The organism is Streptomyces sp. NPDC006739, from assembly GCF_042869815.1.
GTDB lineage: Bacteria > Actinomycetota > Actinomycetes > Streptomycetales > Streptomycetaceae > Streptomyces.
Window position 1 is genome coordinate 11,827 of the sequence record NZ_JBIAGM010000007.1, and the last position, 11,704, is coordinate 23,530.

Annotated in this window: 10 protein-coding genes; 4 read left to right on the forward strand and 6 right to left on the reverse strand. The window is 72.3% G+C overall.

Annotated features, from left to right (window positions below):
* Positions 1-71 precede the first annotated feature (71 nt).
* Both ACFYMM_RS16210 and ACFYMM_RS16215 read right to left on the reverse strand, forming a co-directional pair.
* Complete coding sequence (locus ACFYMM_RS16210; protein ID WP_388386751.1) at positions 72-1,409, reverse strand: jacalin-like lectin; 1,338 nt, start codon at positions 1,407-1,409, stop codon at positions 72-74.
* Positions 1,410-1,569: 160 nt separating this feature from the next.
* On the reverse strand, positions 1,570-2,502 hold the full coding sequence (locus ACFYMM_RS16215; protein ID WP_388386753.1) for a hypothetical protein: 933 nt from the start codon (positions 2,500-2,502) through the stop codon (positions 1,570-1,572).
* A gap of 285 nt (positions 2,503-2,787) precedes the next feature.
* Here ACFYMM_RS16215 and ACFYMM_RS16220 point away from each other — a divergent pair, with 285 nt between their 5' ends.
* From ACFYMM_RS16220 to ACFYMM_RS16235, 4 genes are all read left to right on the forward strand, one after another.
* Positions 2,788-3,723, forward strand: coding sequence for an ABC transporter ATP-binding protein (locus tag ACFYMM_RS16220; RefSeq protein ID WP_388386755.1), 936 nt, complete (start codon positions 2,788-2,790; stop codon positions 3,721-3,723).
* Complete coding sequence (locus tag ACFYMM_RS16225; RefSeq protein WP_388386757.1) at positions 3,720-4,571, forward strand: ABC transporter permease; 852 nt, start codon at positions 3,720-3,722, stop codon at positions 4,569-4,571. Before ACFYMM_RS16220 ends, ACFYMM_RS16225 begins: the two co-directional genes overlap by 4 nt.
* Before the next feature lie 112 nt (positions 4,572-4,683).
* Entirely contained in the window at positions 4,684-6,015 is a 1,332-nt protein-coding gene (locus ACFYMM_RS16230; protein WP_388387334.1) for a sensor histidine kinase, read from the forward strand.
* Positions 6,012-6,689 carry a response regulator gene (locus ACFYMM_RS16235; protein WP_388386759.1) on the forward strand — a complete coding sequence of 226 codons (678 nt, stop codon included), beginning with the start codon at positions 6,012-6,014 and terminating at the stop codon, positions 6,687-6,689. Before ACFYMM_RS16230 ends, ACFYMM_RS16235 begins: the two co-directional genes overlap by 4 nt.
* 13 nt (positions 6,690-6,702) lie before the next feature.
* Here the strand turns inward: ACFYMM_RS16235 and ACFYMM_RS16240 are convergent, their stop codons facing one another.
* The 4 genes from ACFYMM_RS16240 to ACFYMM_RS16255 form a co-directional block, all read right to left on the reverse strand.
* The gene (locus ACFYMM_RS16240; RefSeq protein ID WP_388386761.1) at positions 6,703-9,093 is read right to left on the reverse strand and encodes an ATP-binding cassette domain-containing protein; all 2,391 of its coding nucleotides are present in this window, start codon (positions 9,091-9,093) and stop codon (positions 6,703-6,705) included.
* 104 nt (positions 9,094-9,197) lie between these two features.
* Positions 9,198-9,872 carry a hypothetical protein gene (locus ACFYMM_RS16245; RefSeq protein ID WP_388386763.1) on the reverse strand — a complete coding sequence of 225 codons (675 nt, stop codon included), beginning with the start codon at positions 9,870-9,872 and terminating at the stop codon, positions 9,198-9,200.
* 126 nt (positions 9,873-9,998) lie between these two features.
* Positions 9,999-10,619: a TetR/AcrR family transcriptional regulator gene (locus ACFYMM_RS16250; RefSeq protein WP_388386765.1), complete on the reverse strand. Its 621-nt coding sequence runs from the start codon at positions 10,617-10,619 to the stop codon at positions 9,999-10,001.
* 52 nt (positions 10,620-10,671) lie between these two features.
* A complete protein-coding gene (locus ACFYMM_RS16255; protein ID WP_388386768.1) occupies positions 10,672-11,517 on the reverse strand; it encodes a PaaX family transcriptional regulator C-terminal domain-containing protein in 846 nt (281 codons plus the stop codon).
* Positions 11,518-11,704 lie beyond the last annotated feature (187 nt).

The following is an 11,704-nucleotide window of genomic DNA, read 5'->3' on the forward strand; positions in this document are numbered from 1 at the left end:
CACCGGCCCCGCGTCCCGCCGACAGGAACGCTGAGCCGGTGCTCGGCCCGGCTCGGTGTCAGCGCTCGGTGTCAGCGCTCGGTGTAGATGAAGCCGACCTTGTCGAGTTCGTCGCCCGCGCGCCCGTGGAAGCCGGCGATCTGCCAGCCGGACGGTGCCGTGCGGGTCACGCAGTCGGACGTGGTGGTGCCACCGGCCAGGGTGTTGCCCAGGTTGGTGGTGAACTTGGCGGAGAAGATCCGACTGTGGCCGCCCTGCTGTCCCTCGCACAGGACGGCGGTGGTCACGTACTCGCCGCTGCCCAGGGTGAGCGAGGAGGCGGTGCCGCCGGTGCCGCCGTGGGTGAGGGTGGTGCCGTTGTCCAGGGTGATGCCCACCTGGTCGACGCGGGATCCGGCGCGCAGGGAGATCGCGGTGGCCCGGGCGCCGGCCGGGACGCCGGGCAGGTCCTGGTAGTAGTCGCCGTGCGGGCCGCCGAACTGGTCGCTGAGCCGGAAGTCGGGGTTCTGCGACCAGGTGAAGCCGACGGTGACCGGGTCGTGGTCGGAGAGCATGAGACCGTCGGAGGTGAGGAACTCGGCGTGCTCGTTGTCGTACGAGGTCGCCTCGAGGCCGACCAGTTTGCTGCCGCGGTAGAGGACCTTGTCGACGACCTCGCAGGTGTTGGGCACGGTGGCCCCGCTCTGGTCGCACACCAGCGGGTCGCTGCCCTTGGCCGGCGGGGTGCCCCCGCGGATCAGCTTCACCCAGGCGTCGGTCAGCCCGTTGGCGGCGGCGAACTCGGCGATGGTGTCGGCGGAGCGGGTGTACCGGGTGTTGGTGTCGCCCATCACCACGACCGCGTTGCCCGCCGAGTGGGTGGAGATGAAGGACGTCAGCTGGCTGAGGTTGGCCGCGCGCGCGGTGAGGTCGCCGGGGTTGGTGCCCGCGTTGGTGTGCAGGTTGTAGAAGTCGACGTACACGCCCTCGGCCAGGCGCTCACGCATGAACGTGAAGCCCTTGGGGGTGAGGCAGTCACCCGAGTCCACCTGGCAGTCGTTCCAGTGGACGCGCTCGAAGTCGTCCCCGTCCCAGGCGTAGTCGGAGACGGTGTTGAGTCCGCTGCCGATGCCCGCGCCGCCGCTGGTGGCGGTGCGGTAGGGGTGGGTGTCGGTGGAGTACAGGTAGGCGTGGTAGTTGAAGTCCTCCTCCACGTTGACGATGTCGTACGGGGCGATGCGTCTGCCGATCTCGGTGGTGCTGGTGTCACGGGGTGTCGTGGCGCTGGACAGCGACTGCGGGAGCCCGGCGACGTTGTAGGTGAGCACACTGAAGCTGCCCGAGCCGGCGGCCGTGGCCGGGGTGGCGGCGGCCGTGAGCCCGCCCAGGGCCGATGCGGCGGCCGCCAGACAGGCGAGGATTCTGCGCATGGGGGAGTGCCTCCTGTGGGGTCGAGGAGGAGAGTGTTGCGAACATGTCAGAACGTAGCGACAAATCCGGGTGTTCGCTGCCCAACGGGAGTTCCCCGCCGCCGGACGGCGTCTGCACTCGGCGATGACACAAGTCCGCCCCCCCACGCGTGCCTCGCGGCTATGTGCCGTCGTGCGCGGTCAGGCGTGTCACCTCCCGCGTCGCCCGACGGGCCTCCTGCTCGGCCCGGGAGAGCGCGCTCGCGGCCGTGTGGCACCGCTTCTCGGCGTCCCGCTGTGCTCCCTGGGCGTCCCGCTGTGCTCCCTCGGCCTGCCGCAGTTCTTCCCGCGCCCGCTCCAGCCGCTCCCGCGCCTCGGCCACCCGCTGCCGTGCCTCGTCGTGCTGATCACGCGTCTGCCGCAGGGAGGTCTCGGCTTCCGTGAGGTCCTCCCGCCGCTCGCCCAGTCGTCGTTCGGCCTCCTCGGCGCCCCGGCGCGCCTCGTCGAGTCGCTCCAGCCGCTGCCGGCGCCGTTCGGCGAGGTCGTCCTCGGGCGGGGCCGGAGCCGGGGCAGGCGCGGCGCGCCGGGCCGGTCCGCGCGGGGTGGCCGTCGCCGGCGGGAACGCCGCCGGCGGGGTGAGCGCGGCCCTCAGACGGCCGGTGGCCCACGCTTCGGCCGCGTCCTCGTCGGCGAGAACGGCGAGCAAGGTCGCCTCCACCTCCCGCCGTCCGGCCTCCGACAGCGGGTGTCCGGTGTCGGAGGCGAGCCGGGCGGCCTGCCGGGACAGGGTGGAGACGACGCCGCGCCGCCGCGCGGACAGCTCACGGATGCCGGCGGCGTCCAGCTCCTGGTAGGCCTCGCGCAACGCCCGGCCCAGCTCCAGGAACCGCCGGCTCTCCTCCGGCCGGGCGCGCAGCAGCAGGTTCGCGGCCCAGGCCGCCAGCGTGGGGCGGCGGGCCGCCCGGATCCGGCGGGCGTCCTCGGCCCGGCCGGCCGTCCTCGCGGCGGCGGCGAGTTCCGCCCGGCGGGTGACGAAATCGGAGGGCGGTACGCCGTACAACTCGTCGAGAGCCGCCTCCACCGGCCCCTCGCCGCCCCTCGGCCCGGCCGTCACCCTCCCGCCCGCCCCGCCACGCCCGGCACGCGGACGACGGGAGATCGACGACAGGGCACAGCCCCTTCGCACCGCACGAGATCCAGCCTCCACCGGGCCCGTCCGCCGCGCACACGCTGGACACCCGTCCGCGCGACGAACGGCCGATCGGGGGGCGCCGAGTGGTACCGCGGTACGACCCGGCCGCGCCATTGACCCCCGGGGTACCACCGTTTTCGGCCGCGCGGCTCCTAGCGTTGCAGGTGACGGACACAGGGTCCGGGAGACCGACGCGAGGGAGCGGCGATGATCGAGGCGCAACAGCTGACGAAGCGGTACGGCGAGAAGACCGCGGTCGACCACCTGGACTTCGTCGTCAAACCGGGCACCGTGACCGGCTTCCTCGGCCCCAACGGCGCGGGCAAGTCCACCACCATGCGCATGATCGTCGGACTGGACGCCCCCACCAGCGGCAACGTCACCGTCAACGGCAGGCACTACGCCGAGCACACCGCGCCGCTCCAGGAGGTCGGCGCCCTGCTGGAAGCCAAGTCCATCCACCCGGGCCGCTCCGCCTTCGACCACCTGATGGCGCAGGCACACACCCACGGCATCCCGCGCCGCCGGGTCGAGGAGGTCATCGAGCTGACCGGCCTGCAGTCGGTGGCCAAGCGGCGCGCCGGGGCCTTCTCCCTGGGCATGGGACAGCGGCTGGGCATCGCCGCCGCCCTGCTGGGCGACCCGGCCACCCTCATGCTCGACGAGCCCGTCAACGGGCTGGACCCCGAGGGCGTGCTGTGGATCCGCAACCTGCTCACCCAGCTCGCCTCCGAGGGCCGTACCGTCTTCGTCTCCTCGCACCTGATGAGCGAGATGGCGCTGGTCGCCGACCACCTGATCGTCGTCGGCCGCGGACGGCTGCTGGCCGACACCACCGTGCAGGACCTGGTCCGCCAGGCCGGCGGTGACACCGTCACCGTCGCCTCCGATCAGGCGGCCCGGCTGCGCGAGGTCCTGTCCGGTCCGGGTGTCGAGATCACCGGCGCGGTCGGATCCGAGGAACTGCAGGTGACGGGCCTGTCGGCGCGCGAGATCGGCCTCAAGGCCGCCGAGCACCGCATCGCGCTGTTCGAACTCAGCTCCAAGACCGTCTCCCTGGAACAGGCGTTCATGGACCTGACCAGCGATGCCGTCGAATACCACGGCACCACCACCCTCGAGACCCCCGGGAGCGCCGCATGAGTACGACCACCGTGACCGAGAGCTCCGCACCCGCCCCGGCCCCGTCGCGGCCCCGGCCCGACTACAAGGTCACCGGGCGTCGGGTGCTGCGCTCGGAGTGGGCCAAGCTGTGGTCGCTGCGCTCCACCTGGATCACCCTGGGCCTCGGCCTGCTGTTCCTCATCGCCTTCGGTGTCATCGCCACCGTGCACTACCACTCGGAGATCACCTCCGGCCGGCAGCTGCGTCCCGACGACGCCCACGCCAGCGCGCTCAGCCTCTCGTTGTTCGGCACCAACTTCGCCCAGCTGGCCCTGGGCGTCCTCGGCGTCCTGGTCACCGCGGGCGAGTACTCCACCGGCATGATCCGCTCCACCCTCGCCGCCGTACCGCGCCGCCTGCCGGTGCTGTGGTCGAAGGCGGCGGTGTTCGGCCTGGTCGCCCTGGTCGTCGCCACCGTCGGCGTCTTCGTCGCCTTCCCGATCGGCAGCCACGTGGTCTCCGGCACACCCGCCGCCATGTCGATCTCCCACTCCGGGGTGATCCGCGCCCTGCTCGGCGCCGGCCTCTACCTCGGCCTGGTCGCCGTGATCGGCGTCGCCCTGGGCGCCCTGCTGCGCTCGGTCGCCGGCGGCATCGCCGTCCTGGTCGCCTCGCTGATGCTGGTGCCCGGCCTGGTCTCGCTGCTGCCCAGCTCCTGGCAGGACGACATCAGCAAGTACCTGCCCAGCAACGCCGGTGAGTCGATGTTCGCCCTGACCCACGACTCGACGGCCCTCTCGCCCACCGCCGGACTGCTGGTCTTCCTCGGCTGGACCGTGCTGGCCCTGGCGGGCGCCGCGTACCGTCTGGTGCGTACCGACGCCTGATACGGCGACCTGGCAGGCTCTGTCCAGCGCGGGCGGTGCGCATCCGGCCGGGTCCGGTGCGCACCGCCCGGCCGCCGTCAGCCACGATGAGCAGGTGACAGCCATGAGTGCCATGAGCAGCGACGACACCGTCCTGCCGGCGGAGACCTCCCTGACGGGCACCGACCCCGTCTGGAACCATCCCCTGGTCGGCAGGGTGTCCCGGCTCGGCCAGCGCTTCCGGCAGGCCGACCGGGACCGGCCGTGGCTGCTGGACACGGCGCTGGTCCTGCTCATGGTCGCGCTGCTGTGCGTGCCCGACCTGGTGCCCCACCACCGCGAACGGCACGAACTCGCCCTCGCCTTCACCCATCTGTCGCTCGCGGGCACGATCGCGCTGCAGGCCGGACAGGTGCTCCCGCTGCTGTGGCGGCGCCGCAAGCCCTCCCTCGCCTTCGCGCTGATCGCCGCGGTCTTCCTGGTCCAGTGCGCCCTGGGCGCCTGGCTGCGCGCCGGCATGGCCGTACTGATCGCCCTCTACAGCCTGGCGCTGCACGGCCGGCTGCGCCATCTGCCCGCCGCCAGCGCCGTGACCGCCGGCGGCCTGGCACTGCTCGCGGTCCGGATGCGGGCGAACCTGTCCCTCGTGGACGTCCTGTTCTTCCTGAGCACCACCGTCATCGCCGCCGTCGCGCTGGGCCTCGCGGTGCGGATCCGGCGCGCCCAGCTCGCCGGGCTGCGCGACCGGGCGGCCCGCCTGGAGATCGAGCGCGACCAGCGCGGCCGGCTCGCCGTGGCCACCGAACGCGCCCGGGTGGCCCGCGAGATGCACGACATCGTCGGCCACAACCTCTCCGTCATCATCACCCTCGCCGACGGCGGCGCCTACGCGGCCGACACCGCCCCCGAACGCGGCAAACAGGCACTGCTCATGATCGGTGACACCGGACGCCGGGCCCTGGGCGAACTCCGGCGCACCCTCGGCGTGCTGCGCGAGCAGACCCAGGCACCCCAGCTCAGCCCCCAGCCCGGCCTCACGGACATCGACGCCCTGTGCGCCCGCATCCGCTCCGCCGGACCGAGGGTCGTCTACCGCAGCGCCGGCGAGCTGGACACCCTGGACCGCGGGGTCCAGCTGACCATCTACCGCATCGTCCAGGAGGCCCTCACCAACGCCCTCAAGCACGGCGGTCACGACACCCGGATCCGGTTGTCGGTCACCGTCGACGGCACCTGGGCGCGCATCGACGTGCACGACACCGGACCGGACGGAACGCCGGCCAGGTCCGGACCGCCCCCGGAGGCGGGACACGGGCTCACCGGCATGAAGGAACGCGTCGCCCTCTACAACGGGACCGTCACCGCGGGCCCCGCCCCGGCCGGAGGATGGACCGTGCGGGCCACGCTCGACCTCACCCCGCTCGCCGGCCTCGCGGGCCTGACCGGCATGGGCGGTGCGGCATGACCACCGTACTCATCGTGGACGACCAGCCCCTGCAGCGCTTCGGCTTCCGCATGCTCCTGGAGAGCGCACCCGGCACCGAGGTCGTCGGCGAGGCCGAGCACGGCGGCGAGGCCGTCCGCAAGGCCGCCGAGATGCGCCCGGACGTGATCCTCATGGACGTCCGGATGCCCGGCGTGGACGGCATCGAGGCCACCCGCCGCATCGTCGCCGCCGGCGGCCGCTCCCGCGTCCTCATCCTCACCACCTTCGACCTCGACGAGTACGCGCACGAAGCGCTGCGCGCCGGAGCCAGCGGCTTCCTCCTCAAGGACGCCCACCCGGAGGAACTCCTCGCCGGAATCCGCGCGGTCGCGGCCGGCGACGCCGTCATCGCCCCGGCCCTGACCCGCCGCCTGCTGGACGCCTACGCCCAGCACCTGCCCGCCGTCCCACCGAACCGCGAACCGGCCGACGACCCGCGCGTGCGGTCCCTGACCGAACGCGAACACGACATCCTGGTCGCCATCGGCCAGGGCTGGACCAACGGCGAGATCGCCGAGCGCCTGGTCCTGTCGGAGTCCACGGTCAAGACGTACGTCGGCCGCGTCCTGGCCAAGGTGGGGGCCCGCGACCGCATCCAGGCGGTCATCTTCGCCTACGACATCGGCCTCGCCCGCCCGAACACCCCCGGCTGACCCCACCCCCCTCTCAGCGGCCGACGTAGGCCGCGAGGTGCTCCCCGGTGAGTGTGGAGCGGGCGGCGACCAGGTCGGCGGGCGTGCCCTCGAAGACGATCCGGCCGCCGTCGTGACCGGCGCCGGGGCCGAGGTCGACGATCCAGTCGGCGTGCGCCATGACCGCCGGGTGGTGCTCGACGACGATGACCGACTTGCCGGAGTCGACGAGCCGGTCCAGCAGACCGAGCAACTGCTCGACGTCGGCGAGGTGAAGACCGGCGGTCGGCTCGTCCAGGACGTAGACGCCGCCCTTGTCGGCCATGTGGGTGGCCAGCTTCAGCCGCTGGCGTTCGCCGCCGGACAGCGTGGTGAGCGGCTGGCCGAGGGCGAGGTAGCCGAGCCCGACGTCGGCGAGCCGGGTCAGGATGCGGTGCGCGGCCGGCGTGTGCGCCTCGCCGGACCGGAAGAACTCCTCGGCCTCGGTCACCGGCATCGCGAGCACCTCGGTGATGTCACGGCCGCCGAGACGGTATTCCAGCACCGACGCGTCGAACCGCTTGCCCTCGCACTCCTCGCAGGTGGTGGCGACGCCGGCCATCATCGCCAGGTCGGTGTAGACGACGCCGGCGCCGTTGCAGTTCGGGCAGGCGCCCTCGGAGTTGGCGCTGAACAGCGCCGGCTTCACACCGTTGGCCTTGGCGAACGCCTTGCGGATCGGCTCCAGCAGTCCGGTGTACGTCGCCGGGTTGCTCCGTCGGGACCCGCGGATCGCGCCCTGGTCGACCGACACCACACCCGCCCCGGCCGGGATCGACCCGTGCACGAGCGAACTCTTTCCCGAGCCCGCCACGCCGGTGACCACACAGAGCACCCCGAGCGGGATGTCGACGTCCACCTTCCGCAGGTTGTGGGAGGAGGCGCCGCGGATCTCCAGCGTCCCGGCCGGTTCGCGCACCGTCTCCTTGAGCGAGGCCCGGTCGTCGAGGTGGCGTCCGGTGACGGTGTCGCCGGCCCGCAGCCCCGCCACGGTGCCCTCGAAGCAGACGGTGCCGCCCGCCGTGCCGGCGCCCGGGCCGAGGTCCACGACATGGTCGGCTATCGCGATGGTCTGCGGCTTGTGCTCCACGACGAGCACCGTGTTGCCCTTGTCGCGCAGCCGCAGCAGCAGCTCGTTCATCCGCTGGATGTCATGGGGGTGCAGGCCCGTGGTCGGCTCGTCGAAGACGTAGGTGACATCGGTGAGCGGGGAGCCGAGGTGACGGATCATCTTGGTGCGCTGCGCCTCGCCGCCCGAGAGGGTGCCCGAGGGCCGGTCGAGCGAGAGATAGCCCAGCCCGATCTCCACGAACGCGTCGAGCGTCTCGCCGAGCGCCGTCAGCAGCGGCGCCACCGACGGTTCGTCGAGACCGCGGACCCACTGGGCCAGGTCGCTGACCTGCATCGCGCACGCGTCGGCGATGCTGATCCCGTCGATCTTCGACGAGCGGGCCCCCTCACTGAGCCGGGTGCCGTCGCACTCGGGGCACGTGGTGAAGGCGACCGCCCGGTCCACGAACTCCCGGATGTGCGGCTGCATCGCCTCCCGGTCCTTGGCCAGCATCGACTTCTGGATCCGCGGGACCAGACCCTCGTAGGTCATGTTGATACCCGCGATCTTCATCCTGGTCGGCTCGCGGTGCAGGAAGTCCCGCAGCTCCCGGTCCGTGAACGCGCGGACCGGCTTGTCCGGGTCGAAGAAGCCCGACTCGGTGTAGAGCCGGTAGTTCCAGCCGCCCGGCTTGTAGCCGGGGATGGTGAGCGCGCCCTCGGACAGGGACTTGGAGTCGTCGTAGAGCTGGGTGAGGTCGATGTCGGAGACCGTGCCCCGGCCCTCGCAGCGCGGACACATGCCGCCGACGATGCTGAAGCTGCGCCGCTCCTTCACGGTCTGTCCGCCGCGTTCGACCGTGACCGCGCCCGCTCCGCTGATCGAGGCGATGTTGAAGGAGAACGCCTTGGGCGATCCGATGTGCGGCCGGCCGAGCCGGCTGAACAGGATGCGCAGCATCGCGTTGGCGTCGGTGGCGGTGCCCACGGTGGAGCGGGGGTCGGCGCCCATCCGCTGCTGGTCGACGGTGATCGCGGTCGTCAGGCCGTCCAGTACGTCGACGTCGGGGCGCGCCAGGGTCGGCATGAAGCCCTGCACGAACGCGCTGTAGGTCTCGTTGATCAGCCGCTGCGACTCCGCGGCGATCGTGTCGAACACCAGCGAGCTCTTGCCCGAGCCGGAGACCCCGGTGAACACCGTCAGCCGGCGTTTGGGGATCTCGACGCTGACGTCCTTGAGGTTGTTCTCGCGCGCGCCGTGCACCCGGATCAGATCGTGGGTGTCGGCGGTGTGCGGCGCGGACGACCGCGATTCCGTCCTGGTGGCCATGCTCATCGTGTCTCCATCTCCTGGGCGGCGCCGTCGTCACGTCAGGCTAGATGCGGCTCAGGGGTCGGCGCTTCTCGATTCCTGACCGATCCGGCGGGGGCCGTCGCCCGTCAGGCCGCTTCGGGCCATCGTGGGGGGACTCGGCGGAACCAGGACCGTTCGTTCTGGCGGGCCGCGGAGAAGCCCAGCGGGCAGCTGAGCAGGGCCTGGAAGGCCGCCAGCAGGGCGGACAGCCGCCACCAGTTCCGGGGGGCCTCGGGCCGGGACCCGCGCTGCACCGGAAACCGGCCCTCGGGGTCGACGGTCACGGTGAGACGGTCGCCCGCGTGGAGGTGGTGTCCGCCCAGTGTGCCGTTCAGCCGGTGGCCGGACAGGTCGGAAAGCCTGGCCACCCATGAGCCGCCGTCCATGGGTGAGCTGGCCTCGTAGCGCACGGAGGTGACGACCGCCTGCTCGACGCGGCCCCGGTCGTGCAGCGCCTGCCAGTGCAGCGCGACGTAGAACGTGACGGTGGTCAGCACGACGCAGGCCGCGACCACGAAGTCGAGCTTCCCGAGGGGCCGCGACGACGCGAGGAGGACCCCGGGCAGGCCGAGCAGACAGGCGAGCGCGGCCAGGGCACCCAGGACGACGATGACGGAGGCCCACCAGTCGGGGGTGCTTGCCGCGCCGTAGGCGATGCCGAACGAGCCGGCGGTCAGCAGGGCACTCGCTGCCATGGCCAGTACGGTGCACAGCACCCGCACCGTCCACTTCAGCAGCGGGGTGTTCCTCGGAAAAGCCATACGCGCCACCCCTCTCCGACCCGGCCGGCGAACGCCGACGGGCCATGGCAACACTTCCTGATCACCGGCCGCGAGGCATCGGGGCAATCACGGAACTCTCCACGTGGGCGCCCCCGAGGGCAGGGCTCAATCCGTCCGTTGCCGGTCCGCGCGAACGGCCGCCTCGGTGAGCGTGGCCGCCGTGCGCACGGCGCTGGTGACGGCGGCCTCGGGGTCGAGTCCGCACAGGTCGGTGAGGGTGAACAGGGCCTCCGCGCCGACGACCACCACCAGGTCCCGCTTCAGCTGGGCGAAGGCGTCCGGATCGGTCGCCCCGAGGGTGTCCGCCAGGGGCAGGAGGGCGTGGTCGATGAGCCCGAAGCGGATGCCGGGCCGGGTGGCCGCCGTCTCGGGGCGGGTGACGGTGGCGGCGATCATGGCGCGTACCGAACCCTGGCGGGCGAGGATGCCCCGGAGCAGGAACTCGCAGGCGAAGGCGACGCGAGCCACGGGGTCGGGGGAGTCCGCCACGGGGCGCAGCGCGTCGGCGGGGGCGGGCCAGGCGCCGGCCAGTGCCTCACTGATCAGGGACGGCAGGTCGGGGAAGTAGCGGTAGGCGGTGGCCTCGGAGACCAGCGCCGCGCGGGCGACGGCCGGCATGGTCAGGTCGTCACCGGTGCCGATGAGCGCGCGGGCGGCCTCGACGATCGCCGCGCGCGTCCGCTTCTTCTGGTTGCTGCGGCCGGTGTCCGTCGATGTGGTCGCCATGCGCGCCATGCTATCAGCGCACTCTCCTTATGAGAGCATACTTGCATGACGCTCATTCCCGCAGCGGAGCAGTCTCCAGCAGTTCGCGGGCCATCCGCTCGGCGGGTGCCGCGGTCTGCTCGGCGACGCGCCGGAACGTCTCCTGGGCGGCGCGGGCCGGCCAGGCGCGCGGCAGGTGGCGGGCGGGCAGCCGGGGGTCCGTCCGGATGGTCCACAGCCATTCGCTGACCAGCCGCAGCCGGGTCCCGATCGGGTCGGCCCCGGAGCCGGCGCCGAGCTGGGTGGTCCAGCGCTTGTCGAAGGAGACGTAGCGGGCGGCGATGCTCTCCAGGTCCCAGGTGTCGCGGATCATCACCTCGATGTCGGTGGCTCCGTCGGCCCGGGCGTGGAAGATCTTGACATGGGCGGAGAGCCCGAGTTCGGCGACGATGCCCGCCACGTCGACGCTCCCGGGGGCGATCCACAGTCCGCTGTACAGGGCTCCGAACCCGGACCAGGTCAGCCGCGAGCGCAGGTCGTGCCGCTGGCGCTGCCGGGACTCGGGGAGCGAGAAGCCCAGCAGGGTCCAGTCGCCGTCCCAGTCGTCGTTGACCGCGCCCTGCTGCCAGACACGGATCCGGCCGTCCTCCAGGACGCGTACGGCCTGCGCGGTCAGCCCGAAGTACATTCTGCGGCCCTCGCGCTGACGCCGCAGCAGACCCCGGCCGACCATGCGGGTCAGCGTCGACCGTACGGCCTGCTCACCGACCCCGACCCGGCCGAGCACGTCGATGATGCTGCCCGAGTAGACGCACAGCTCCCCCTCGTCCAGGACGTGGTTGCCGAAGAAGGCGAGCATGAGTGACTGGGGGCGCGGCTGCGGGCCGTCCGGGTTCTCCAGGATGTCGTCGTCCTCCACGGTGGCAAGGGTACGGCCGCCGCCCGGCGGCCCGGTGGGCGGTCGGACCGACGGACACCGCGAACTTAGGCGCATACGCGACCACCGTCAAGAAAGTGCACAATATGCATCCGTGCGAGGCCGTCACGCCGCATTTACCGTGCACATACCTGGCCGTACACTGCCAACCCGCAGACATGGATGCGCT

Bases quoted from the DNA above. Each gene is read 5' to 3' on its own strand.
- ACFYMM_RS16250 (WP_388386765.1), bottom strand. From the start codon at position 10,619: ATGGCGACCACATCGACGGACACCGGCCGCAGCAACCAGAAGAAGCGG.
- ACFYMM_RS16225 (WP_388386757.1), top strand. From the start codon at position 3,720: ATGAGTACGACCACCGTGACCGAGAGCTCCGCACCCGCCCCGGCCCCG.
- ACFYMM_RS16220 (WP_388386755.1), top strand. From the start codon at position 2,788: ATGATCGAGGCGCAACAGCTGACGAAGCGGTACGGCGAGAAGACCGCG.
- ACFYMM_RS16245 (WP_388386763.1), bottom strand. From the start codon at position 9,872: ATGGCTTTTCCGAGGAACACCCCGCTGCTGAAGTGGACGGTGCGGGTG.
- ACFYMM_RS16210 (WP_388386751.1), bottom strand. From the start codon at position 1,409: ATGCGCAGAATCCTCGCCTGTCTGGCGGCCGCCGCATCGGCCCTGGGC.
- ACFYMM_RS16235 (WP_388386759.1), top strand. From the start codon at position 6,012: ATGACCACCGTACTCATCGTGGACGACCAGCCCCTGCAGCGCTTCGGC.
- ACFYMM_RS16230 (WP_388387334.1), top strand. From the start codon at position 4,684: ATGAGCAGCGACGACACCGTCCTGCCGGCGGAGACCTCCCTGACGGGC.
- ACFYMM_RS16240 (WP_388386761.1), bottom strand. From the start codon at position 9,093: ATGAGCATGGCCACCAGGACGGAATCGCGGTCGTCCGCGCCGCACACC.